This window comes from Streptomyces sp. NPDC049687 (assembly GCF_044465285.1).
Taxonomy (GTDB): domain Bacteria; phylum Actinomycetota; class Actinomycetes; order Streptomycetales; family Streptomycetaceae; genus Streptomyces.
Genome location: NZ_JBITLN010000008.1, coordinates 165,708 through 188,809, shown reverse-complemented (window position 1 = coordinate 188,809; position 23,102 = coordinate 165,708). Strand labels below are relative to the sequence as shown.

Here is a 23,102-nt window from a genome sequence, read left to right as displayed (position 1 = left end):
GGCCCGCCAGTTTGCCGCACGTCAGCATGGCCTCCGAAGCGGGGATCTACCGGCTGATGCACCTGGCCGCCGCGCTGACCGAGACCGTGGGCGTCCATCGAGCTACTCGACGGCCTTCCCGCGGACGCCGACCTCACCCCCGCCGGGCACGCGCCGGCCACCGGCGCCGCCTCCTTCTTCGGCGACCGCGCGGAAAAACCCGCGCCTGCCCGGGGTGCCGCAGGTCGGCGACAAGCAGGCGTGGGCGTTCCTGCCGCTGATCTCTCAGATGGGGCCACCCGTCAGGGACACGGAGCCATGACTCGGCCTTCTCGGCAGCCACTGACGCAATGATCGACAACACCGCTTTCACCCGCGCCATCACTCCTGTCGCAGACTCATGACCAGATCGCGTGGCAGACCGTGGGTGTCGTGGAGGTAGTGGAAGTCCTCATCCCTCAGCGGGCCTCGGAACCGGGATCGGGCAAGCACGTGTCGGCCGCGCTCCAGGAGCCGACTGAACCGGCGCTCCTCCTCAAGCAGCACTTGGCGCACGTGGCCGGAGTCCACTTTCTGCCGGAAGCGGTCCAGGGTGTGTCGCACCAACTCGTCCGGCAGGTCTCCGAGACCGCGGGACGGATCGTCCCGCCACAGCACGGTGAGTACCCTTCGCACCAGGCGGCGCAGCACGTAGCCCCGTCCGGTGTTGGCCGGGCGCACCCCGTCGCCGAGCACCACGATGGCCGAACGCAGATGGTCGTAGACCAGTCGCAGCGACGGCTCGTCCAGTGGCCACAGGGCCGGCACGAGACGGCGCCAGGGGTCGAAGACGTCGCACTCGAACACTGAGGACTTGCCCTGCAGGAGAGAGGCCAGCCGTTCCAGGCCGAGCCCGGTGTCGATGTTGCGCTGGGGAAGCGGCACGAGGGAACCGTCCTCGAGTCGGCGATGGCGCATCATCACGTGGTTCCACACCTCCACCCAGCGGTTGTCGCGAGTGGGCGTCGACCGGGGTGGGGTATCACCGCTCCAGAGGAAGATCTCCGAGTCGGGGCCGCAGGGGCCGACCGGTCCGTTGGACCACCAGTTGTCCTCCACGGTGAGCTCCACGGGAACGCCGAGGTCCTGCCACGATTGCAGGGAAGCCGTGTCCGGTCCGGTCTGGTCGTCGCCGCCATGGACGGTGGCATGCAACAGGCCCGGATCGACGCCCAACCCCTCGGTGAGAAGTCTGTATCCCCACTGGAGACTCAGCGGTCCGTCGTAGTCGCCCAGCGACCAGGTGCCGAGCATCTCGAACACGGTCAGATGGGTGGCATCGCCGACCTCCTCCAGGTCCGTGGTCCGCAGACAGCGCTGCAGATTCACCAGCCGCCTCCCCAGCGGATGGGTGCGCCCTTCCAGATACGGGGTGAGCGGATGCATGCCGGAGGTGGTGAACAGCACCGGGTCGCCAGGCGGTGGCAGCAGCGTCGAGCCGGTGATTCGGCGGTGATCACGCTTCTCGAAGTACTCGACGAACGTGCGGACAACCTGCTCGGTGTTCATGAGGGTGGCTCCTTCGCGTCACAGCGGGGGGAGGCACCGGACAACGGAACCGCGCCGGTCATCGCACCGGGGCAAGAAGACAAGAACGCCACGGAACCACCGACGGGCCGTTTCCGGTCGCCGGTGGAAAGGGAGAAGGTCAGGCGGCGGCAACCGGCGAGCTGGTCGCTCGCGCGGTCGCGATGATGCTTCGGCCGGTGACGTTCATGCGGGTGACCATAACGCGCCTGGCCGCCCGACGCACACGTGTTCTTGGGCCGGAACATCCTGATCCCGTGCGGTCCGCAAGGCGGCGGGGAGGGGAAAGGCCCCGTTCCGTGGGAGCCGTGACGCGATCCTTGTTCGCCTCTCCCTCACCGCCGCGCGTGTTCAGGGCCGCTCCGTGCGATCCCTGCGCCGGACGGTCGAACCGCCCGACCTCACCCCCGCCCCTTCCGGGCGGAGGGTCGCTCCATTGCGTTGTCCAGATGGGTGATGACGGCCGGCACGTCATCACTCTCGGTGCTCCGGATCAGCTGCATGGCCGGCCGGACGAGGCCGGCCGGCCGCGCTATCAAGCGCGCGAGCACGGCGGCGCGGATGTCGAGCCGCTCGATGGTGGCCTCGCGCTCCTCCTCGGTCTGGCCGGCGAGCAGGACGGCGTTGTACCACGCCTCCTCGCGGGACTGACGGACACTGAAGTCGAGGATCCGCTCGTCGGTGCGGGCTCCGATCTGATCCAGCAGCGACATGAGGGGCGACAGGGCGCCGACCGAGTCCTGCACTCCCAGCACCACCCGCCCAAGGATGTCGTTGATCAGCAGAAAGTCGCGCCGTAACGCGTGAATGCCTGTGCCTGGACTGGTCCGCGCCGCGGCGATGGCCAGGTCGAGGTTGATGTGCGCGTTCACGCCGAGCAGCAGGTGCTGGACGATGATGGTGTCGGCGTCGTCGAGCAGCCCGAACGTCTCGCGCCAGCAACGCGGCCCGCTCCGGTCACGACGCCAGGCGTCGTAGGCGTCGAAGTAGCGGTTGCCGAAGAGCGTGTCGAAACGGTCCATGCGGGCGCCGTCGTCGAACAGCCCACCGTGAACGGCCGCGCGGACCTCAACGGTCACCTGCCGGTACAGCGCCGCGAAGTACCCCACCCGGTCACCGGCGCGCCCGGCCTCCCTGACGATGCCGGCAAGCCCGTCCACCACATCGTCGATGTTCTCTGCCGCCATGCCCAACTCCCCTCTCGCGGACGTTCGTTCGGCCCGCAGTCTGGCTGCTGTCGCGGTGCCGGTTACAGCCCCGTCCTACCACCGCACCCCGGGGAAGGGGACTGTGCGTGAGGCCATGGTGGTTGAACGACAAGTCAAGGAGCTGTTTCTGAACCCGGAACCGGGAGGTCAAGGGCCTGATGGACCAACAGCGGTCACTGGCATGCTCGTTGGCCGCGGGCACGCCGTCGGCCCGGACCCCGGGGTCCGGACACAGGATCTGACGGTTTCGCTGGAGACGCCGCCGCTCGGACGGGCGTCGTCGGTGCCGGGTCGGGGCGCCCGTCGCCTCGGCGAGGGCTGGAGCCCTGGCCGAGGCGCGGCGATGTCTTGGGCGCAGCGTCTGCCCGCCCTCGGATCCTCAGGATCCTCGGACGCGACCAGCCACGCCCCCAGCCCGTGCGACTCGTCTGTCAGGGAGCCTTCTCGGAGGGCATCAGGAGTGCGGAGAGCACGGCGGGGAGGGCGCCGACGAGGAGCATGACGGTCGGCCAGTTCGAGATCGACAGCAGCGGTGGGATCAGCAGGGGGGTGACGAACGCGCCGCCGAAGACCATGGTGTTCTCCAGGCCGAGCGCGGTGCCGGAGCGTTCGGCGCCGGCCATGGTGGCGATCTCCGCGTAGTGGACGCCGTGCCAGCCGCAGGAGAGGAAGCCGGCGATCACGAGGAGGCCGGCCACGGTCCAGGCGGGTGCGGAGCCGAAGACGGCGATCGCGGTGAAGGCGGCGGCGATGATCCAGCTGTAGGTGGTCACCAGGCTCCTGCGGTACCGGCCGCCGTGGTTGTCGGTCCACCGGCCGCCCCAGACGCGGGAGACGGCGCCGAGGACCTGGACGACCACCAGCAGGACGGCGATGCGCGGGATGGACATGTGCTTGACGGTGTGGAGGAAGACGGAACCGAAGGTGAGCACGGTGAACTGCGGGAGGTCCAGCAGGAAGGCGGTGATGGCGACCCGCCAGATGTCCCAGCGCTTGAGGGGATTGGGCAGGGTGGTGGCGGCCAGGTCGCCGTCTTTCTTGGTCTTGGCCAGCGGCGGTTCGTCCAGCCAGACCACGACCGCGACGGTGGCGGCGAGGGTGATGGCGGTGAGGAAGGCGAAGACCCAGCGGAATCCCGCGCCCAGGGCCAGCGGCGGGAGCACCGCCGCGCCGATGGCCCCGCCCGCGGGCACGGCGGCCACGCGCAGGCTGATGGCGAAGCCGCGTTTGGCGGGTGGGAACCAGCCCATCACGGCCCGGCCCGAGGCGCCGTTGACGCAGCCGCCCAGGGCGCCGGCCATGAACAGGACGAGGGCGAGGGCCCAGTACGTGGGGGTGGTGTTCCCGGAGGGCACCAGGAACGCGGTCACGGCGGCCAGCGAGAGCGTGGTGCCGGAGAGCCCGGTGATCAGGACCTTCCGTTCGCCGATGCGGTCGGACAGGATGCCCCAGAACACATCGGTGACCGCGATGCCGCAGGTCACCGCCGCCATGACGAGCCCGAGTTCGGCTGTGGAGAGCCGGTAGGCGCTCTGCATGATGGAGCCGGAGGTGGGGATTCCCTGGAACGCGGCGCTGAAGGCGGCCTGTGCGCCGATGCCTACGCCGAGGATTCCCCATTTGTAGCGGGAGGAGTGGGTCTTGCCGGACCTGCCGACCCGTATGTCGTCCGACGGGGCGGCCGCGGGCGCGGGGGCGGCAGCGGCGAGGGGGGCTGTCTTTTGGAGTTGGTCGGGCACCGTGGGGCTCCTGGGTGTGGTGTGTACGGGACGGCGCGGGCGAGCGGGCGGTGGCCGGGTGCCGGCCGGGTCGGTGCCCGGCCGGCACCCGGCGGCCCGTCGCCGGGGGCGTGGTAGGAGGGGCCGGCTGCGGCAGGCGGAGGGTCAGCCGGTGGTCAGCGGGGCGCCGTCGAGGGCGAGACCGTTGTCGGGCAGCTCGCCCGGCCGCAGGGGGAGGGTGCGCTTCTCGCGGATGACGAGCATCTTGCAACCGCCGGGGCTGGAGACTCGGTGGATGCTGTCGGGGCGCTCCACGACGAGGGTGCCGGCGGGGTAGACGTCGCCGTTGTCGTTGACGAGTTCGCCCTCCAGGACCAGCAGGATCTCGAATCCCAGGTGGCGGTGGAGGTCACCGTGCGCGCCGGGCCTGAAGTGGGCGATGTACGCCTCCGCTCCGTCGGGGCCGGTTTCCTCACCGGTGTAGAGCCAGTGCACGTCGACGGCCTCCCGACCGGGCTGGACGTAGGGCCGCCACAGGATCCGGCCGTCCGTCAGTCCGGTGCCGAACAGGTCGCCGATGACCTCGATCTGGCGCTCCTGCGGTACGTACGCGATGTCCGTCATGGTGTGTCCTTCGGGCAGTGTGGGGGCGGGCTGTGCCGCCGCGGATCTGCGGGTGAGCAACGTGCGGTGGGTGGCGCCGTTCGGTGGAAGGAGTGGGACGGGAGGGAATGCCGGGGCGGCGGGCGTGGCCGGCCGGGGCGTTTCACAGACCGGGGGCGCTGTGCACGACCGCGCTCTCCAGCAGGTCGGATGCGCGGTATTCCTGCGCGGGCGGCGTGCTGGGGGACTCCTGTGCGGCGCGCAGTTCGGCCCGGCGGATCTTGCCCGAGGTGGTCTTGGGCAGCCCGCCGAATTCCAGGCAGGCGATCTGCTGGTGGGGGGCGAGGTTCTCGGCCGCGAAGGCCAGCACTGACCGGGCGGTCTCGGCCGTGGGCGGGTGGCCGGCGGCGAGCGACACGTGGGCCTTGGGAACCTGGTACCCGACGGCGTCGGGGACCGGGACCACTGCGGCCTCGGCGACCGCGGGGTGGCGCAGCAGGACGCTTTCCAGCTCGAACGGGGAGATCCGGTGGTCGTAGGACTTGAACACGTCGTCCGTGCGGCCGATGTAGGTGAGGTAGCCGTCGCTGTCGCGGCGGGCGATGTCACCGGTGTGGTAGAGGCCGTCGGCGAGCGTGCGGGCCGTCTTGTCGGCGTCGCCCAGGTATCCCGTCATGATGCCGACGGGGCGTTCGGCCAGGTCGACGCAGATTTCTCCTTCGTCGCCCCGCTGCTTGGTGCGGGGGTCGACGAGAACGATGGGGTAGCCCGGCAGTGGCTTGCCCATCGAGCCGGGGCGGACCGGGAGGGCGGTGGTGTTGCCTATCTGCGCGGTGGTCTCGGTCTGCCCGTACCCGTCGCGCACGGTCAGTCCCCATGCGCTGCGGACACGGTCGATGACCTCGGGGTTGAGCGGCTCGCCGACCGAGGACGCCTCCCGCAGGGTGGGCGGGCGTTCGCCCAGGTCGTGCTGGAGCAGGGTGCGCCATGCGGTGGGCGGGGCGCACAGGCTGGTGGCGTGTTCCTCACGGAGGATGTCCAGGAGGAGCGTCGGGTCCCCGCCGGCGGGGAGGTTGACCGACAGGACGCTCGCCTCGGCGTTGAACGGGCCGAAGAAGCTCGACCAGGCGTGCTTGGCCCATCCGGGGGCGGAGATGTTGACGTGGACGTCGCCAGGGACGAGGCCGTTCCAGTACATGCCGGTCAAGTGGCCGATGGGGTAGCTGCTGTGGGTGTGGGAGACCATCTTGGGCCGCGAGGTGGTGCCGGAGGTGAAGTAGACGAACAGCGGATCGTCGGCGTGGGTGAGCCGGTCGGGGCGGAAGTCGGGGGACTCGGTGTAGGCCTCGCCGTACGGCGTCCATCCGGCGGTGTCGGCCCCGACGGCGATACGGGTGAGGTGCGCCGGTGCGTCGGCGAAGGCGCCGGTGAGGTGGTCGGCCGTGATGATGTGCGCCACCTCGCCGCGGGTGAGGCGGTCGTGGAGGTCGGCCTGCGAAACGGTGGTGTAGGTCGGGATGACGACTGCGCCGACCTTCATCGCCGCGAGCAAGGCCTCCCAGACGGCGACCTGGTTGTCGAGCATGAGCAGGAGGCGTTCACCGGGGCGGACCCCGAGCCGGCGCAGCCAGTTGGCGACGCGGGCGGAACGCTCGGACAGCTGCGCGTAGGTGACGGATTCGGACCGGCGGTCAGGTCCGATGATCTTCACGGCTATGCGGTCGTTGCCGCGGGCGATCTGGTCGAACCAGTCGAGGGCCCAGTTGAAGTGGGTGGGGCGTGGCCAGGTGAAGCGGGCGACGGCGGCGTCGTGGTCGGTGCGCAGCGAGAGCAGGAGGTCGCGTGCCTCGCGGAATTCCTCGGTGGCGGCGGGGTTGTGGCCTGTCACGGCGGTGCTCCTTGTGGGGTGGGGCCGTCAGGTCAGAGGTCGGCGGCGATGGGCCGGGACAGCGCGGTGGTCGGCAGCGAGTGCCGGACGGGGTGCGCGCCGATGGGGGGCTTGTGGCCGAGGACGTCGGCGGCGATGGCGTCGGCGTCGGTGTGGAAGCCGACCATGGGGCCGGGCCGTCCGTTGCCGATCTGGGTGAACCAGCGCAGGTCCTCGGTCGGGATGCCCAGCGCGTAGAGGCCTCGCGAGGGCCGGCCGGTCGCGTCGACCAGGCGGTAGGGCTTCTCGGTCACCGCCAGCGCGCCGGTGGCGAAGCGGGCGCCGTCTCTTGCGTTGATGTTGACGTGCACGGACGCCAGGCCGTCGTCGATGAGCTGACGCATCAGGGGGGAGGAGTCGATGCGGGCGTCGGCGCGCGGAATGCGGGCGTCGATGAGGATCTCGGTCTCCTGGTACGACCCGGCGACCTGCGGTGACTGGAGGGTGAAGCGGCCGGTGTCCTCGTTGGTCCCGATGCGCAGGCTGGGGCCGACCACGGTCAGGACGCCGGCCTCGATGAGGGCGATCGCCTGGGAGACCCTCACGGCCGGAGGGCCGGCGGACACCATGGTGTTGATGGGGTTGAACCAGCCGAGGAACTCGTCGCGGTGCGAGTCGGGGTGCAGGCTGGAGAACTCCACCGCGTCACGCACCACTCCGCGGATGTCGCGCAGGATGTCCAGGGCGGCCTTGAGCGGGTTGTCGAGGTTGCCCTGTTCGGCCTGTCGGGCGTCTTCGCGCAGCAGCGAGGTCAGCCGCTCGTGGAAGGCGCCCGGGCTGGTGAAGGTCTGGCCCGTGAAGGGGCGGGCCATGGTCTCCAGGTTGATCGCGGGCAGGTCGGCGAGGCCTGCCTCCTTCAGCAGGGTCGCCGTGCTCTCGGCGTCCCCGGCCGCGGAGCGGTGCCAGTTCGCGAAGACCTCCGCCGCGCGTTCGCCGTCGCGTCGTCGCACGTGGGTGGTGTAGTAGACGTGCTCGACCTCGCGGAGCATCAGCGGCAGGACCTGAGAGCGAAAACGTAACTGGCCGTCGCCCGTTGCCGAGCGGTTCGCCCGGCGCAGGTCGGCCAGGGCCTCGGAGGTGAAGAACACCGGCCGGTAGCGATAGTGCGCGTCCTTCTGGTTGCGCCCGCGGGCCAGCATGGGCAGTCCGCTGCGCGACCCGGCGACGATGTGCGGCTCGTGGCCGGAAGGCGCGTACTCCAGGCTGCCGTCGGAGCGCTGTACGAAGCGTCCGCCCCGGCCGACGGTCAGTTCCGCGGCGACGTCGTAGAACGTCAGCCCGAGTCCGAGAATGCCCACCGGGGCTCCCGCGGTGAGCTCGTCGAGCTCCATGTCGGCGGCGGACGCGCCGCGCAGGTAGCGGGTGCCGCGGTGGCGGGAGGCGAAGTCCAGCAGGTCGCGGTCGGCCCTGCCGGCGATGTGGTGGGGGTGGCCGGTGGTGAGAACCACCTTGTCGGCAGTGATGCGCCGACCCTCGCTGGTGGTGATCGTGTAGCGGCCGTCGCCCTCCCGGCGCAGGTTCCTGGCCCGGGCCGTGACCGGGGAGACGGTCACGTCCGGCGGGAGGGCGGAGGTGATCCGGTCGAACACGTCGTGCAGATAGCGGCCGTACACCCGCCGGGGCGCGTAGGTGTTGGGGGTGGAGGTCTCCACTTCCGGCTGGGGCGCCGCCTGCAGCCACTGGTAGAGGGACGGTCCCGCACCGGCCCGCCAGGGGCCGTCGTCGGGTTCGCCCGAGTAGAGACTCACTTCGCCGGCGGCCGTGTTCATCAGCAGGGTGTCCGGCTGGTCGGTGCGCCAGATGCGGCCGGCGCCGGCCTCGCCGGGGTCGATCGTGTGGATGCGTACCGGCCGCGGGGGACGGGCGGCCGTCAGACGTGCGACAAGGCGTTCCAGTACGGACAGGCCGCGCGGGCCCATGCCGATGATTGCGACGTTGAGTGTCCGGTCGGGCATCGGTTCCACTCTCCTTTTCCATGATCAGCAGATGTTTCGAGGGGCTGGAGCCGGGTCGGACACAGTCGCTGGTCCACCCGGGGCCGGCTGCCGCCAAGCGGGGAAGGCGGATCGCCGGGCCCCTGACCACTTGGATTACTGCCATGCAAGTTTCGATCGCAACGCAAGAATAGATGCTCGTAGATAGATGTACGCAAGTCCAAAAAGACTGTGATCCACGTCACTTTTACCGGGCGGCCAGGTTTGATTTCTTTGCGCAAATAAGCGCAAAAGGGATTTCTTTGGGCTTGTTCTTGTCAATTTCTGCGAGCCCTAGGTTCAAAGTTGGTCTCGGGTGTATATCTGTACGGCACTTGCAGCCGTGTGTGACGGCGGCCGCCATTCGACGCGTCGCCGCCCTTGCCTTCCTCCGCACCCAAAGGTGGTCAACGGACATGGAGCACTCGGAAGAGCTGGACAACGCTGTCGCGATCATCGGCATGGGATGCCGGTTTCCGCGGGCCGGCGGAGTGGACGAGTTCTGGAGGCAACTCCTCGCCAACACCGACGCCGTCGGCCCGGTACCGGCGGACCGCTTCGACATCACGGACTACTACGCCCCGACCCCGGGCACGGCCGGCAAGACCGTCTCGCGCCACGGCGGTTTCCTGGACGACGTGTTCGGCTTCGACGCCGCCTTCTTCGGGATCCCCCCGGTGGAGGCCCGCGGCATGGACCCGCAGCAGCGCATCCTGCTCCAGGTCGTGTGGGAGGCCCTCGAGGACGCCGGTGTGCTCCCCTCCAGCCTGGCCGGCACCCGCGGCGGCGTGTTCGTCGGACAGGCCACCACCGAGTACGCCGAGACCGCCCCGGGATCACAGACCCGCGGCGTGCGCGAGATGGTCGGCAGCCGGCTGCGGGCCGCGACGGCCGGACGGGTCTCCTACGCGCTGGACCTGCGCGGCCCCAGCGTCGTCCTGGACACGGCCTGCTCCTCGTCGCTGGTGGCGGTGCACGCCGCCCGCCAGAGCCTGCTGACCGGCGAGAGCGACCTCGCCGTCGCGGGCGCGGTCAGCGTCATCCTCTCCCCGGCCGACTCCATCGCCTACTCCCAGGGCGGAATGCTCTCCGCCAAGGGCCGGTGCCGCTTCGGCGACGCCCACGCCGACGGCTTCGTGCGCAGCGAGGGCGTGGCGGCGGTCATCCTCAAACGCCTCCCCGACGCGCTGCGCGACGGCGACAGCGTGGCGGCCCTCGTCCTGGGCAGCGCCGTCACCAACGACGGCAAGGCCAGCGGACTCCTGCTGCACCCCTCGGTCGCCGGGCAGGCGCAGATGCTGCAGGAGGCGTGCCGCAGCGCGAACATCGACCCGGCCCGCCTCGACTACGTCGAAGCACACGGCACCGGTACCCCCGTGGGCGACGCCGTCGAACTGCAGGCACTGGCCCAGGCGGCCGGCCACGGACGCGACGCGGGTGCCCCGCTGCGCACGGGCTCGGTGAAGACGAACATCGGCCACACCGAGGCCGCCGCAGGACTGGCCGGACTGATCAAAGCAGCGCTCATCGCCCGCCACGGCGTCATCCCCGCCTCCCTGCACCTCGAGCAGCCCCACCCCCTGCTCGCGGAAAGCCGGATACCGGTCGAGGTCGTGCGCACCAACACCCCCCTCAACAAGGCGGGCCGCCGGGCACTGGTGGGCGTGAGCAGCTTCGGGCTGACCGGCACCAACGCCCATGTCGTACTCGCCGAACACCTCCCGGTGGCACACCGGCGGACCCGGTCCGAGCCCGGCGTCCCCGCAGCTCAGCTGCTCGTGCTGACCGCCCGCAGCCGCGCCTCCCTGCTGCGGCAGGCCGCCTCCTTCGCCTCCTGGCTCGAGCCCGCAGGAGCCGGCCGCGACATGCCCCTGCACGACGTCTGCGCGACGGCCGCCCTGCGCAGGCAGGCGCACCCCCACCGGCTCTGGGCGGTCGGCACCACCCACGACGACCTGGCCGCCGTGCTGCGCACCCTCGCCGAGGGCCGCAGCCACCCCGACGGAGGCACCTGCGACGCCGGCACGGGCGCCCCCCGGCAAACCGTCTTCGTCCTGCCCGGACAGGGCTCGCAGTGGCTCGGCATGGGCCGCGGCCTGCTCGCCTCCTCCCCCGCCTTCAAGGAAGCCCTGCAGATCTGCGACCGGGCCGTGCGCCGCGAGGCGGGATGGTCCGTGATCGATCTGCTCACCCGGGACGCCGACGCACTCCCGGACGACGTGGACGTCGTACAGCCCGCGCTGTGGGCGATGCAGATCGCGCTGGCCGCCGCATGGCGGGAAAAGGGAGTCGAGCCTGACGTCGTGATCGGCCACAGCATGGGAGAGGTGGCCGCGGCCCGCATCAGCGACGCCATGTCCCCCGCCGACGCCGCGGCCGTCATCTGCCGCCGCAGCCGCCTCATGCGGCGGCGCGAGGGACGGGGCGCCATGCTCGTCGTCGAACTCGGCCCCGACCAGACACGGCAGGCCATCGCCCCCTACGCCGACACCGTCTGCGTCGCCGCGGAGAACTCACCGACCACCACGGTCGTCGCCGGCAGCGACACGGCACTGACCGCCCTGGAGGAACGGCTGCGCGCGAACGACGTCCTGTGCCGGCGGGTGAAGGTCAACGTCGCCTCCCACTCACCCGACATGGACTCCTTACGCGACGACCTGCGCGACCTCCTCGACGGCCTCACCCCGGCCGACACCAGCTGCCAGATGGTCTCCACGGTCACCGGCCGGCCCGTCGACGGTCCCGAACTGACCGCCGCCTACTGGATCGACAACCTCCGCCGTCCCGTCCGCTTCACCGAGACCGTCCGCACGGTCGCCGAACGCGAACGAAGCGTCTTCGTCGAGATCAGCCCGCACCCGGTACTGTCCGCAGCCGTCGGCGAGACACTGGGCGCCCACGGACTCGACGGAAGCGCGGTGGCGTCCCTGCGGCGCGGCCAGGACGAACACACGGAACTGATCCGCAGCGCGGGCCGCTTCTTCGCCGCCGGCGGCAGGATCGACTTCAGCCGCTGGTACGCACCACAGACACCCCCCGTGGCCCTGCCCCCCTACCACTGGGACACCACCCAGTACCGGCAGGACACCGCCTCCCTGCCCGCCGGCCCGTCCGGGACCCGCGTACTGGACGCCAGCCTTGGCCAGCTCGGCGCCGCCGACTGGGCCGGTGGCGTGCGGGTACGCGGACTGGCTCCCGTACCTGCCGTCCTGCCCCTCGCGCTGATGCTGGAAGCGGGCCGGCAGACGGCCCCCGGCAGTGCCCTCGCCTTGGAGAACGTCCAGCTCGGCGACCACCCCGTCGACACGGAGAGCGCCCTCGACAGCGGCCTGCAGATCACCCTCTCCCCGCCACGCGCCGACGGCGCACGCCCCGTGAGGGCGGAGATGGTCGGCCCCGACACCGCAGAGCGCATCCTGTTCGCCTCCGGACACCTCGTACCGGTGCAGGACGATCCCGGCACACGCAGCGCGGGAACCGTCGACGCCGCCCTGGCCCGTTGCCGCCGCTACCTCCCCGCCGCCGACTTCGAGGACCTCGCGGCACGGCGCGGCATCGAGATAGGCGAACCGTTCCGCGCGGTGGAGCAGCTGTGGCGTGGCGACGGCCGGGCGGTGGCACGCCTGCGACAGCCCAAGGCACCCCTGCCCGCCGCCTGGGAGTCCGGGCTGCTGCCCCTCGTCGCCGCCTGGCCGGCCGGCGACCACTCGGCTCCTTACGTGCCCACCGGATTCGACCGGGTCCGCTTACTGGACGAACCCGGCGAGGAGTACTGGTCCGTGTGCTCGTTCCACCCGCTCAGCGCCCGCACCGCCCGCGCCGACGTCCTGCTGCTCGCCCCCGACGGCCGCGAACTCGCCCGCTTCACCGGAATCCACCTGCGCCGCCTTCCGGGCTCCGCCGCCGAGACCGGCCCCGGACCGTCCGCCCTCACCTCCAGGCTCACCGGTCTCGGCTGGATGCTGACCTCCGCCGTACGCGGCCTGCCACAAGCCATCCGCACACCACAGCGCCAGCCGGGCCGCCCACGTCAACTCCGCCCGGTCGTCATCCCCACCCCCCGACCGGTGGCCGCCCAGATCACCGCCGGCCGGACCCCGCGCAGTGGCGAGGAACTGCGCACCCGGGCCGCCGCCCTGCTGGGCATGGCGGTCACTGACATCGACGGACGCCGCCCCCTGCGCGACTTCGGGCTCGACTCACTGATGGCCGCACAGCTCAAACAGCAGCTGCGCACCGAATGCGGCTGGGAGATCACCGCCGGGCGCCTCCTCGGTGACGACAGCATCGAGACCCTCGAACGGCTCCTGCAGCAAGGCCAGTACACCTGATCCACGCCGCCCTACGCGGTGCACCAACCTGTGCGGACGGGATGCCCACGTCGGGGATTCCGTCCGCACAGCCGTCTACGAGAGCAGACTTCAACCCATTCTTGGACTGTGGTATAAAAATTTTGGGTGTGGTTCACAGATGTAACGCCGACGCCGCCACTCCCGGCGCCGACCTGGTCGGCGCGTTCCCGCGCGCGGCGGGCCCGCATAGCTAGGAGGCTTTCATGAACACCGACACGACAGAAGCGGTCGGCTCGGTCGGACGCCGGGAGAGGAACAAGCAGAAGGTGAAGGAACGCCTCTACTCCTCGGCGCTCACCCTGTTCCGGGAACAGGGCTACGACAAGACCTCCATCGACCAGATCGCCGAACGCGCCGACGTCGCCCGCGGAACCTTCTTCAACTACTTCCAGCGCAAAGAAGACATCGTCAGCGCCTGGGGCGAACGACGCCGGGAGAAACTCATGACCACCATGGACCACAGCGACCCCGTCAGCCCCGGCACCTCCCTCAGCGAACTACGCCGCTGTATGACCATCCTCAGCGAGATCAACGAAACCGAACGCGACCTCACCGCACCCATGCTCACCGCCTGGGTCAAAGCCGGTCGGCCACTGGTCGAAGAACCCTACGTCGCGGACATCTTCACCCGCATCGTCGCCCGCGGCTACGACAACGGCGAACTCGCCAGCGACGTCAGCGCCCAGCGCGTGGGCCACATCCTGCGCGACATCTACCTCGGCACCCTCTACCGCTGGTGCCAGCAGACCTCCGCGGCACCCGGCTACGTCGCCGAAGAACTCCAGGCCGCCCTGCGACTCGTCGTCTACGGCCTCCTCACCGCCCCACACCACCAAACCCACCCCGCCACAACCAGCCAGAACGCATCCCACGAAGCCAGGAACTAGCGTCGGCTCCCGTCGAGGCGGCCACGGCGACCACACCCCGTCCCCCACTCACAGCACGCCGTGGCGACCTCGCATTCGCCCCCGGCCCACCAGACCACGGCAAACCGGCCCGCCGGCCGAGCAGTTGACCTCAAGGGGCCGCCTTCCCAGCCCCACTGAGAAAGACGTCAACGCGGCCTCCGCGCCCGCGAAAGCCGACAGCCCCGCCCGCGATGCCGGTGACCGCCTGCCCGAGCACGTGGTGCGCGGCGCCCTACTGGGCCTGCCCGCCGAAGCGGACACCGTCACGGCCACCGAGACGGGCGGGCGGCTCGGCCACCGCCGCGGGCCTGCGCTCGTACCCCGCGCACTACGGACACATCGAGGAAATGCCGTACACCGACGGTCGGGCACGGCCGTGGCGCTTGCGGCGGGCATCGCCGCCCCGGCGCCGGTCAAGAACGGCCGCAAAAGCACCCCGCCCCCTGCCCACAACGATGCCCCGGGGTAGGCAGGTGGCGGTCACAAATGCGGCCGCCCAGGCCCCAGCGGCACCTGGGCGGAGTACACAGGTGCGGTTCCCGCACTTGGGGCCGGCTCGTCAAAGCACTCGATCAGCAGATCACCGCGCAGGTCGTCGAGTTCACTCCGGGCCTCCTGCAGGAAGGCGGTGGCCCATGCTTCCAGGGACGAGTCCCTCAACGCCACATTCGGGACCTGCTCGAACTCCGGTCCCCCCAGTCCCTTCCACCCTGCCCACTGCTCAGCGGCTGTACGGATACGCACGCGATACCAGTAAGGCTGCCAATAGGGCTTCTTCATGAGGACTCCGCTCCAGACATCATTCAACGACCCTGGTGACTACATTCAGCCCTTCCCTCAGCCACCGGGGCAACCTCGTCATCTGACGGGCACATGATCACCAGGCGGTCCTGGTGACGATCGACGCCGCCCAGCGCTGCTCCGGTGACCTGATCGCCGCTGCGGGCCGCAATGGTCCGCGCCGTACGTACCGCCCGGAGGTGCCGGAACGCCTGGCGCTGATCCTGTGCGCACGAAGCGCCGGCTTATCGGTCGCCGAGATCGACCGGTTCCTCGGGGCACGGCCCTCCGATGCGGACCTGCGCGTCCGCATGGCCGCCAAGGCCCACGACCTCGACGAACAGATCGGCCGGCTCATGCGCCTTCGCGACAGCCTCCGGCATGCGGCGGTCTGCAAGCACGAACCGATCGTCGACTGTCCCGATTTCAAGCAGGCCGTCGGCAACGTGCCCGTATCGGATATCGCCCCGGGCGGCGCCTCCATGTGACAGCCATCAGCCAGGAACTGTCGGTCCCGGCGCGGGTACCGGGGAAAGCACCGCATCCGCCAGGACTTGAGCGATCGTGAAAGGGCGGAAGAGCGAGCGTCGGCCGGCGGCGTACTCATCCGCCCGGGCGCGCCGTCATGCCTGGCTTCGGGCGGCGGGTGTCGCTGGGTGCGTCGGACAGGGGGATGCGGGCCGTGATGCGCTTGCCGACCGGCTCCTGCCGGATGGAGAGGTCCTCGCTCACCGCCTTGACGATCTCCAGGCCGTGCTGGCCGATCCTGCCCGGATCGGCGGCCCGGAATGCGGGAACCGTCGGGTCGCTGTCCCATACGACGACGTGGACGCTGTCGGCGGTGATGCGCATTTCCATCAGGACGGGACCGGGGGCGTACTTGCGGGCGTTGGTGACCAGTTCGCTGACCACGAGCTGGGTGAGTTCCCTGGCACGCTCGGATACCGGCAGGTGATGGCCGGTGCGGGCCTGGTCGAGGAAGGCGACGGCGTGGTGGCGGGCGTCGGCGATGCAGCCGTCGTCTCCGTCCAGGGCGAAGCCCGCGCGCAACACGTGCTCATCCGACCCGGTACAGCCGTCGCCGTCGGTATGGGATCCCACCGGCCTCGCCCTCATTCCCCGTTTTACGCGCGCCCCTACCCGCGATGCCGCCATACATGCCAGAGGCGTGTTGTTCGGCACAGCAGCCTGAGTGCATCTGGTCGGGGCGGTGGGGCAGAATCGTCCGCGCACGCCCTGACCCGGGGCCAAGCCTAAGCGCAGTCGAGGAGACGGTGACCGACATCGAGAAAAAGGACCGCCCGGAGAGGCTCACCGTCGAGGAGCATCCGGTCGACGGCATCCGTGTCGTGACGGTGCGGGGCGAGATCGACCACGACGTCAAAGACGTCCTCGGTGACGTCCTGCTGTCCTACGACGGTGCGACGCCGCCGCTGCGGACTGTGGTGGACCTCAGCGGTGTGACCTTCATGGACTCAAGCGGCATCAACGTCTTCGTCGCCGCCCATCGGCAGGTGAGCGGTGCGGAGGGGTGGCTGCGCATCGCCGCCGCACAGGAGTCCGTCCTGCGCCTCCTGCAACTGGTCGGCGTCGACGACTTCATCTCCTGTCATCCCACGGTCGAGCAGGCCCTGAGCGCGACGGCCTGATCGACCGTCGCTTGCGGGCCCACGGCGTGCCGCAGCTCACCGTTCTCCCCTGGGACATCGGGCGCCCGCCCGAGCTCGACCTGCGAGAGATCGTGAAATCGAGCACGGGCTCCATTCGCGAGGCGGTCTCAGCCCTGCTCCGTGCGGGGCAGAGCTCGCCGGCTGGCATAGCCGCAGGCATGGGCGGGAGAGGAAGCCGAACCCGCTCAGATCGAGGGACGGCTGGATCGCGTGGATTTGGCGACCCGACGCGACCAGCACTCCGTACTCTGCGCCCGGCACACATCAGGTCCCGGAGCGGAAGCGCTCCGGGACCTGATGGCGTCCGAGATCAGGCGGGCGTGATGTTCTCCGCCTGCGGGCCCTTCTGGCCCTGGGTGATGTCGAAGGTGACCGCCTGGCCTTCCTGAAGCTCACGGAAGCCGGAGGCGTTGATGTTGGAGTAGTGCGCGAAGACGTCGGGTCCGCCGCCGTCCTGGGCGATGAAGCCGAAACCCTTTTCGGCGTTGAACCACTTGACGGTTCCGCTGGCCATGCTGGTACCTCTCAGTCGCTGTCAGGATCCGCACCGCGCGGTCCCGGAGGTGATCGTCCTGGTCTGGTACTGCACAGCAAAGCGCCCGCGCCACAGCGCGGGCAGGAACTGCGAACCACGACATCTAGTAAGGACGCTACACTGCGAGACCTGCCCCCACCAGTCAGCAACAGCCATGATCCTCCGCCAGACGGGTTCCGGCGGGGAAAAAATGCCCGCGGTTGTCTCGAACAAGATGGCGCAGCGTGCAGGGCGCGGCTGATTCTGCCCGGTACTGACACCCAACACCGCTCTGGGGCAGAGGTGTTCGCCGAACGGGGGTAGGCGTGTGCGCCCGCCGCCCCCAGGGGCCTCCGTACGAGTGAGAACCATTCACTCCCCTTGTCCGTACTATCTCTTCAGCAAATGCTCTGCACATGGACTACCGCTGCGCCACCGGCAGGCATCCGCCCGAGGGCCGGTACGCATGGCAGGCCGTCCTGTGCTGCCTCACCCCGAGGAAAGGTCGTGCGCTTCATGTCCGAGAACGTATCCGCCACCGAACTCGCGTCGCAGTACACCGCTCAGGTGACTGCCGACCTGGAACGCAACGTCAAGGAACAGGAACGCGTCAGCGCGGAAATCGCCGCACTGAATGAGCAGTTGGCAGCCCTTCAGCACGACCACAGTGTGCTGGTCAGCATCCGCCAGGCCATCGACGCGGCACCGGCGCCTGCCAGTACGGGCCAGCCGTCCGACAGCGTCTCGGTGCCCGCGCCCCGCAAGAAGGCCGCCGCCAGGTCCGGTACGGGTAAGCGGACACAGCCGAAGAAGACCGCTTCCCAACCCGCTCGCCCCGCCGAGAAGCCGGCCGGCCCCAAGCGCGCGGGTAAGGCCGAAGCCACGAGCACGGCGCAGCCGACGCTGGTCGACCTGGTCCGCCACCACCTGGCCGAGCAGAAGGAACCCCGCTCGGCTGCGGAGATCGCCGCCGCTCTCGGCCGGTCCCACCCCGAGCGCACCGTCAAAGCAACCGTGGTACGCACCACGCTGGAAGGCCTCGTCGCCAAAACCCAAGCACAGCGCAGCAAGCAGGGCTCATCCGTCTTCTATACCGCCGCCGACGCGCCCAAGCAGGCCACACCCGCGCAGGGTGAGGACCAACCCGCGTCTGCCGACGCATGACACCCACCAAGACGTGCACCTGGTGTGCGGGTGCGTGAGCCGGGACGGTCCCGGCTCACGCACCGCACTCCGGAGCCGGCCACCCCGCAGCCGCGCCGACAACGCTCGTGATCAGAACGTGGGCGCGGCTGAGGCTCCGGGCGTGGAAGGCCCAGCGGTCCGCTTGGCCAGAAAGTCCGTTCGACGCCGGGAGCCGGGTCCGGCACGGACGTCGGGAGGTCGGGCGGTACCGCCTTGTCGGGGGTGAAACACCCCAGTTGGCGCATGTCCGGCGCAGCCGCATATCGCGTTGTCGGTGCGGGGACGCCGCCATAGGGTCACCGGCATGTCTCTACGTCTTCGTATGCGTCAAGCACTGCCGGAAGCGATGCGCGCCCGTGACAAGGCCGCGGTGAGCGCCCTGCGCGCGACACTCGCCGCGTTGGACAACGCTGAAGCGGTGCCCCTGGACGAAACGGAGCTTCGCGGCATGGCTCTTGAGCAGTCGCCGGTTGGGGTCGGCGCCACCGAAGCAGCGCGGCGCGAGCTGAGCGAGCGCGGTGTGGTGGATGTCGTGCGCGCCGAGGTCGCCGAGCGACTGGAGGCCGCAGCGCGGTTGACTGCGCCCGCGCACGCTGACCGAGCCGCGCGGCTCCGTGCGGAGGCCGCCGTGCTGCTTCGTTTCGTCGACGACCCCGGCATCGCACGGGAAACGGCATAGCATCGCACCCGGAGCGACGCAGGAGTAGGGCTGGGGCGAGTGACGGTGCCCTGCTCATCCGCCACGACACGCCCCCGCGCGGCGACCGGGTCGGCACGGAGTTGCGAGCCATCGCCATCCGGGTCCGCAGCCTCGAGCCGCCGCCCTGGTCTACTCACCGGTCGCGTCGGCGACGGTCGTGCTCGCTCGGCCGTCCGTGGCGCTGCGAGTGCGCAGGATTCCCCAGCCGACGAGCGCTGCAGCAGCAACGGTGAGCACGAGGCCTGCGACCGTGACCGCCTCTTGGAACCCTGCGGCTTGCTGCTTGCTCCAGTTCGATGTGGCGATGTCGCCGGTGAACAGGGCCGCCAGAATGGTGCCGCTTACGGCGATACCGACGCCGGAGGTGACCTCCGTGGCGGTGTCGGTGAGCGCCGCGCCGATCGAGATCCGGTTCTTCGGCAGACCACGTAGCACGTTGACGGCCGCGACAACGCCGACCACGCGCATTCCGGCGGCCACAAGCACGAGGGCGATCGCCACCCATACGTATCCGAAGCTGCTCAGCAGACCGTAGACGGCGAGCCCGAACACGACCGCCGCGGCGCCGAGCCATGCGGCCCGGCCGCCGCCGACCCGTTCCACGAAGGGATTGACGAACGGGCCGGCGGCGACCAGGACGACGACCTGCGGCAGCATGCCGATCGCGGCAAGACCGGGCGTCCAGCCCCAGGCCAACTGCAGTTGCAGCGTCACCATGTAACCGAGCCCGGCGGTCGCCAGCCCGGCCGCGGCCTTGTAGGCCAGGCCGCTCGAAACGAGGGGGTCGGCGACGAGCTTGAGGTCGAGCAGCGGATGGCGCGCCGAGCGCTCGCGGAGGAGGAAGAGAACCGCCCCTACGGCGGCAGCAGCGGTGGCCGTCCACGGCGCCCACGAACCGGTGCCTTCGTTGACGAAGAGTGTGGGTGCGACGAGCGCCAGCACGATCGTCGCCGTGCCCAGCACCGCGCCGAGGACGTCCACCGGGTCGCGGTGGAGATCAGCCGCCTCGTCCTCAGCGATGCCTGTCCGCACGCCGCTGATCGCGAGCACGGCGATCGGCACGTTCACCAGCAGCAGGACCTGCCACGGAGCGATCGCGAGCACGAAGCCACCCACCGTCGGGCCGATCGCCAGACCGACCAGCCCCACGGTGGAGATGAGGGTCGTGGCACGGACGCGCAGGCTGTCCTCGGCGAACAGCCGGAAGGCCAGCGCCATCGCCCCTGGCGTCGTCATCGCTGCCGCGACGCCCATCACCGCGCGGACGGCGATGAGTTGCTCCGCAGTGGTGACGACAGCCGTCGCCAGGCTCGCGGCGCCCAGCAGCACCAGACCGATGAGCATGATCCGCCGTCGGCCGAACCGGTCGGCCGTCGCGCCGAAGACCAGCATCAACCCGCCGAACGCGACCGTGTACGCGCCCGTCGCCCACTGCAGCGCGATGGTCGAAGCGTGCAACTCGCGTCCGATCGTGGGCAACGCGACGTTCAGGATCGAGTTGTCCAGCATCTCGAAGAGAAACACCGCCGACAGTCCGGCCAGGGCCACCCAGGCCTCGCGCAACGACCGGGGCGAGTCAGCGGACCGAACCCTCGCGGGCGCGGGCCGTGTCCTATGGGGAGTGCTCATGAACAGCCACCTAAGATACAGAATTCTATCTTACGACGGTCAGGGTAGGGCGCTAGAATAAGAAAGGCAAATCTATCTACGGGAGGTACGGATGCCGGAGCGGCGCCGCGGAGCGGCACTGGAGAAGGCGCTCCTCGATGCGGCCTGGGAAGAACTCACGGACAACGGCTACGCGAGGTTCACCATGGACGCCGTCGTACAGCGCGCGGGCACCAGCCCTCCCGTTCTGTACCGCCGCTGGTCCGACCGCGACGCACTCGTCAGGGCGGCCATCGTCCACATCCTGAAGGAGTACCGCCTCGACATTCCCGACACGGGAAGCCTGCGGGAGGACATCCTGGGCCTCATGCGGGAGATCAACGCCACCCGTGTCCAGCTCATCACCGTCATGAGCGTGCACCTGGCCGACTACTACGCGAAGACCGGAACCAGCCCCGGCGACCTGCGCGACCCCCTCACCACGGGGCGCAGGGAGGCCCTCGACGTCCTCTTCGACCGCGCCGTGGCCCGCGGCGAGATGAAACCGGAAGCCCTCACCGAACGCATCAAGTCCCTCCCCTTCGACCTGCTGCGCCACGAAATCCTCACGACCTTCACCCCCGTGCCCGACCACGTCCTCGAAGAGATCGTCGACACGGTCTTCCTTCCCTTGGTGCTTCTCTGCACTTCACCCTCACGGGTGAACAGGGGTATGTGACTCGTCAGGGCCTCCGATATCGATGGGAATGGATTCAGCGGTAAGAGGGTGGTGAGCGACAACCCCGCAGGTCACGGGCTGCCGGTAGCCCCGGCGAACCGCTTCTTGTGCGGTCCGCCGGGGCTCCGGCTATGCCGCTTCGGGCGTCGTTGCGGACGCCTCCGCGAACAGGTGCAGCTGCTCGGGGTCGGCGGAGCTCGTGCCGGTGTCGATGCCGTACAGCTCGTGCACGTACGCGCGGACCTTGGTCTCCCAGTCAGCGTCTCCGAGGATGCGGCCGAAAATCGCGGCGGACACCATCGGGCAGACCGCGTCCGCCGCCTGCTGGGCGAGTTCGCGCTTGCCAAGTCCGCGGGCGCGCTGCGGGTTGCGCTTCCACGGGTAGTTGGTGGGGGTGCCGACCAGGCGGCCGATGTCGGACTGGCTGGTGCTGTCGCCGGTCTCGGAGTCGGCCCACCCGTACGCAGTCGCGGTGACGCAGGTCGCGGGCCGGTCGGCGCTGCGCGAGCCGCCGCCGCTGGCCGGCCGGCGGCGGGGTCGACGGGCCGGTGACCGCGCGTCAGGCCGCTCGGGGTGTGCATCAACTACGGCGAGCACGCCCGCTGGTCGCTCCTCCAGGCCGCCGGTATCAGCCAGAACGGTCTGGTCGCGAAGGGCATCGGGCCGGTCGCCCTGGAGACCACCATTCGCTACAAGAAAGAGCTCCTCGCCGGTGACGAGGTCGACGTGACCTGCGTTTTCCAGTGAGGCGGTGGCAAGACGTTCAGCATCGAACAGATCATCCGCAAGACGGACGGCACGGTGGCGGCGGAACTCACGGCGGTCGGCGGGCTGCTGGACCTGGAGAAGCGGAAGATGGTGGCCAATCCCCAGGACTACTTCAGGGAACTGGCCACGGATCCGGGGCTGTTCGGGCTGTAGTCGCACCGACTCCGTCTCGTTCTCGTGGCCGGCCGCGCTCGACCCGGCGATGCCCGGGGCACCGGCGTCAGTCCCGGGTCGGCACCGGCACTTGGTTGAAGGCGTAGTACACGGCGATCAGGCCGTGTGCCGCCAAGGTCAGGGGTGCCGAGACGAAGGCCAGGCCGACAGTGACCGGGTATGCCAGGGAGCCGAGCGCGAAGCGCAGCCGGGTCGCGCGGGCGGCGGGGATGTCGACGCGGGGGTCGAAGAGGTGGCCCGTTCGCGTCAGATGCCACCACAGGGCCTGGAAGGTGAGGGCCACCACCACCATGAGGAGGCTGTAGACGGCGGCCGCCACATGCGACGCCTCGTCCTCGCGCAGGTATTCCGCGAGCATCGCCGTCGGCCAGGGCACCGCGGCCACCACCAGCAGGAGCAACAGGTTCAGGAACATCAGCGTGCGGTCGACGAGCGCGACGTAGCCGAAGACCTGGTGGTGGTTGATCCACACGATGCCGATGACCAGGAAGCTCACCACATAGGCGGCGTACGAGGGCCACTGCGCCCCCAGCGCGCCCCACAGGTCGCCGTGTGTCCCGACCTCGGGGACCTTGATCTCCAGGATCAGCAGGGTGATGGCGAACGCCGTCGCTGAACGTCTCGACGCGGCTGGACTCATTCATGCCACACAGCGTGCACCATCGGACACGGGGGTACCCCCCACTGCCGCGCCCACAGTACGGCAGCCGGAATCACCGCGCCGCGAGCCGCGCCAGGCGCTGCGCCTCCG

19 protein-coding genes and 1 pseudogene are annotated in these 23,102 nt (G+C 70.0%); 8 read left to right on the top strand and 12 right to left on the bottom strand.

The annotated features are described in order from the left end of the window. Positions 1-360: 360 nt before the first annotated feature. The 6 genes from ACIBVL_RS24760 to ACIBVL_RS24735 form a co-directional block, all read right to left on the bottom strand. Positions 361-1,527, bottom strand: a complete 1,167-nt coding sequence (locus tag ACIBVL_RS24760) for an alanine--tRNA ligase-related protein (RefSeq protein WP_399099839.1) — start codon at positions 1,525-1,527, stop codon at positions 361-363. Positions 1,528-1,946: 419 nt separating this feature from the next. Beyond that, positions 1,947-2,732, bottom strand: a complete 786-nt coding sequence (locus ACIBVL_RS24755) for a DUF5995 family protein (RefSeq protein WP_399099837.1) — start codon at positions 2,730-2,732, stop codon at positions 1,947-1,949. Between the two features lie 452 nt (positions 2,733-3,184). Next, a complete protein-coding gene (locus tag ACIBVL_RS24750) occupies positions 3,185-4,492 on the bottom strand; it encodes an MFS transporter (RefSeq protein WP_399099835.1) in 1,308 nt (435 codons plus the stop codon). Positions 4,493-4,636: 144 nt separating this feature from the next. Next, positions 4,637-5,095, bottom strand: coding sequence for a cupin domain-containing protein (locus tag ACIBVL_RS24745; RefSeq protein ID WP_399099833.1), 459 nt, complete (start codon positions 5,093-5,095; stop codon positions 4,637-4,639). 142 nt (positions 5,096-5,237) lie between these two features. Next, positions 5,238-6,962: an AMP-binding protein gene (locus ACIBVL_RS24740; protein WP_399099831.1), complete on the bottom strand. Its 1,725-nt coding sequence runs from the start codon at positions 6,960-6,962 to the stop codon at positions 5,238-5,240. 32 nt (positions 6,963-6,994) lie between these two features. After that, positions 6,995-8,956, bottom strand: a complete 1,962-nt coding sequence (locus tag ACIBVL_RS24735; RefSeq protein WP_399099829.1) for an FAD/NAD(P)-binding protein — start codon at positions 8,954-8,956, stop codon at positions 6,995-6,997. Positions 8,957-9,390: 434 nt separating this feature from the next. On the opposite strand from ACIBVL_RS24735, the gene ACIBVL_RS24730 reads away from it, so the two are divergent. Both ACIBVL_RS24730 and ACIBVL_RS24725 read left to right on the top strand, forming a co-directional pair. Beyond that, positions 9,391-13,305 (top strand): type I polyketide synthase, encoded by a 3,915-nt coding sequence (locus tag ACIBVL_RS24730; RefSeq protein ID WP_399099827.1) that lies wholly within the window; start codon positions 9,391-9,393, stop codon positions 13,303-13,305. Between the two features lie 224 nt (positions 13,306-13,529). Further along, entirely contained in the window at positions 13,530-14,213 is a 684-nt protein-coding gene (locus ACIBVL_RS24725; RefSeq protein WP_399099825.1) for a TetR/AcrR family transcriptional regulator, read from the top strand. A 501-nt stretch (positions 14,214-14,714) separates the two neighbouring features. Here the strand turns inward: ACIBVL_RS24725 and ACIBVL_RS24720 are convergent. Then, the gene (locus ACIBVL_RS24720) at positions 14,715-15,014 is read right to left on the bottom strand and encodes a hypothetical protein (RefSeq protein ID WP_399099823.1); all 300 of its coding nucleotides are present in this window, start codon (positions 15,012-15,014) and stop codon (positions 14,715-14,717) included. A 113-nt stretch (positions 15,015-15,127) separates the two neighbouring features. Here ACIBVL_RS24720 and ACIBVL_RS24715 point away from each other — a divergent pair, with 113 nt between their 5' ends. Then, on the top strand, positions 15,128-15,502 hold the full coding sequence (locus ACIBVL_RS24715; protein ID WP_399099821.1) for a MerR family DNA-binding protein: 375 nt from the start codon (positions 15,128-15,130) through the stop codon (positions 15,500-15,502). A gap of 115 nt (positions 15,503-15,617) precedes the next feature. On the opposite strand, the gene ACIBVL_RS24710 is transcribed toward ACIBVL_RS24715, so the two are convergent. Then, positions 15,618-16,115: an ATP-binding protein gene (locus ACIBVL_RS24710; protein WP_399099819.1), complete on the bottom strand. Its 498-nt coding sequence runs from the start codon at positions 16,113-16,115 to the stop codon at positions 15,618-15,620. Between the two features lie 173 nt (positions 16,116-16,288). On the opposite strand from ACIBVL_RS24710, the gene ACIBVL_RS24705 reads away from it, so the two are divergent. Then, entirely contained in the window at positions 16,289-16,663 is a 375-nt protein-coding gene (locus tag ACIBVL_RS24705) for an STAS domain-containing protein (RefSeq protein WP_399099817.1), read from the top strand. Positions 16,664-16,994: 331 nt separating this feature from the next. Here the strand turns inward: ACIBVL_RS24705 and ACIBVL_RS24700 are convergent, their stop codons facing one another. Then, positions 16,995-17,198: a cold-shock protein gene (locus tag ACIBVL_RS24700; protein ID WP_037751662.1), complete on the bottom strand. Its 204-nt coding sequence runs from the start codon at positions 17,196-17,198 to the stop codon at positions 16,995-16,997. A gap of 516 nt (positions 17,199-17,714) precedes the next feature. On the opposite strand from ACIBVL_RS24700, the gene ACIBVL_RS24695 reads away from it, so the two are divergent. Then, a complete protein-coding gene (locus tag ACIBVL_RS24695) occupies positions 17,715-18,362 on the top strand; it encodes a hypothetical protein (protein ID WP_399099815.1) in 648 nt (215 codons plus the stop codon). Between the two features lie 367 nt (positions 18,363-18,729). Continuing rightward, on the top strand, positions 18,730-19,062 hold the full coding sequence (locus ACIBVL_RS24690) for a hypothetical protein (protein WP_399100397.1): 333 nt from the start codon (positions 18,730-18,732) through the stop codon (positions 19,060-19,062). A gap of 150 nt (positions 19,063-19,212) precedes the next feature. Here the strand turns inward: ACIBVL_RS24690 and ACIBVL_RS24685 are convergent, their stop codons facing one another. Beyond that, complete coding sequence (locus ACIBVL_RS24685) at positions 19,213-20,646, bottom strand: MFS transporter (RefSeq protein WP_399099813.1); 1,434 nt, start codon at positions 20,644-20,646, stop codon at positions 19,213-19,215. Positions 20,647-20,803: 157 nt separating this feature from the next. Here ACIBVL_RS24685 and ACIBVL_RS24680 point away from each other — a divergent pair, with 157 nt between their 5' ends. Beyond that, on the top strand, positions 20,804-21,409 hold the full coding sequence (locus tag ACIBVL_RS24680) for a TetR/AcrR family transcriptional regulator (RefSeq protein ID WP_399099811.1): 606 nt from the start codon (positions 20,804-20,806) through the stop codon (positions 21,407-21,409). A 129-nt stretch (positions 21,410-21,538) separates the two neighbouring features. Here the strand turns inward: ACIBVL_RS24680 and ACIBVL_RS24675 are convergent, their stop codons facing one another. Then, the gene (locus ACIBVL_RS24675) at positions 21,539-22,006 is read right to left on the bottom strand and encodes a hypothetical protein (RefSeq protein ID WP_399099809.1); all 468 of its coding nucleotides are present in this window, start codon (positions 22,004-22,006) and stop codon (positions 21,539-21,541) included. On the opposite strand from ACIBVL_RS24675, the pseudogene ACIBVL_RS24670 reads away from it, so the two are divergent. Next, positions 21,983-22,330: pseudogene (locus ACIBVL_RS24670) on the top strand (acyl-CoA thioesterase). The gene ACIBVL_RS24675 and the pseudogene ACIBVL_RS24670 sit on opposite strands and share 24 nt — an antisense overlap. Positions 22,331-22,397: 67 nt before the next feature. Here ACIBVL_RS24670 and ACIBVL_RS24665 read toward each other — a convergent pair. Then, entirely contained in the window at positions 22,398-22,991 is a 594-nt protein-coding gene (locus ACIBVL_RS24665; RefSeq protein ID WP_399099807.1) for a TMEM175 family protein, read from the bottom strand. Between the last annotated feature and the right edge of the window lie 111 nt (positions 22,992-23,102).

Excerpts from the sequence above, each read along its gene's own strand:
- ACIBVL_RS24700 (WP_037751662.1), bottom strand. The coding sequence starts at position 17,198 with ATGGCCAGCGGAACCGTCAAGTGGTTCAACGCCGAAAAGGGTTTCGGC.
- ACIBVL_RS24695 (WP_399099815.1), top strand. The coding sequence starts at position 17,715 with ATGTCCGAGAACGTATCCGCCACCGAACTCGCGTCGCAGTACACCGCT.
- ACIBVL_RS24735 (WP_399099829.1), bottom strand. The coding sequence starts at position 8,956 with ATGCCCGACCGGACACTCAACGTCGCAATCATCGGCATGGGCCCGCGC.
- ACIBVL_RS24680 (WP_399099811.1), top strand. The coding sequence starts at position 20,804 with ATGCCGGAGCGGCGCCGCGGAGCGGCACTGGAGAAGGCGCTCCTCGAT.
- ACIBVL_RS24720 (WP_399099823.1), bottom strand. The coding sequence starts at position 15,014 with ATGAAGAAGCCCTATTGGCAGCCTTACTGGTATCGCGTGCGTATCCGT.
- ACIBVL_RS24725 (WP_399099825.1), top strand. The coding sequence starts at position 13,530 with ATGAACACCGACACGACAGAAGCGGTCGGCTCGGTCGGACGCCGGGAG.
- ACIBVL_RS24760 (WP_399099839.1), bottom strand. The coding sequence starts at position 1,527 with ATGAACACCGAGCAGGTTGTCCGCACGTTCGTCGAGTACTTCGAGAAG.
- ACIBVL_RS24690 (WP_399100397.1), top strand. The coding sequence starts at position 18,730 with ATGCGCGCCCGTGACAAGGCCGCGGTGAGCGCCCTGCGCGCGACACTC.
- ACIBVL_RS24730 (WP_399099827.1), top strand. The coding sequence starts at position 9,391 with ATGGAGCACTCGGAAGAGCTGGACAACGCTGTCGCGATCATCGGCATG.
- ACIBVL_RS24665 (WP_399099807.1), bottom strand. The coding sequence starts at position 22,991 with ATGAGTCCAGCCGCGTCGAGACGTTCAGCGACGGCGTTCGCCATCACC.
- ACIBVL_RS24745 (WP_399099833.1), bottom strand. The coding sequence starts at position 5,095 with ATGACGGACATCGCGTACGTACCGCAGGAGCGCCAGATCGAGGTCATC.
- ACIBVL_RS24755 (WP_399099837.1), bottom strand. The coding sequence starts at position 2,732 with ATGGCGGCAGAGAACATCGACGATGTGGTGGACGGGCTTGCCGGCATC.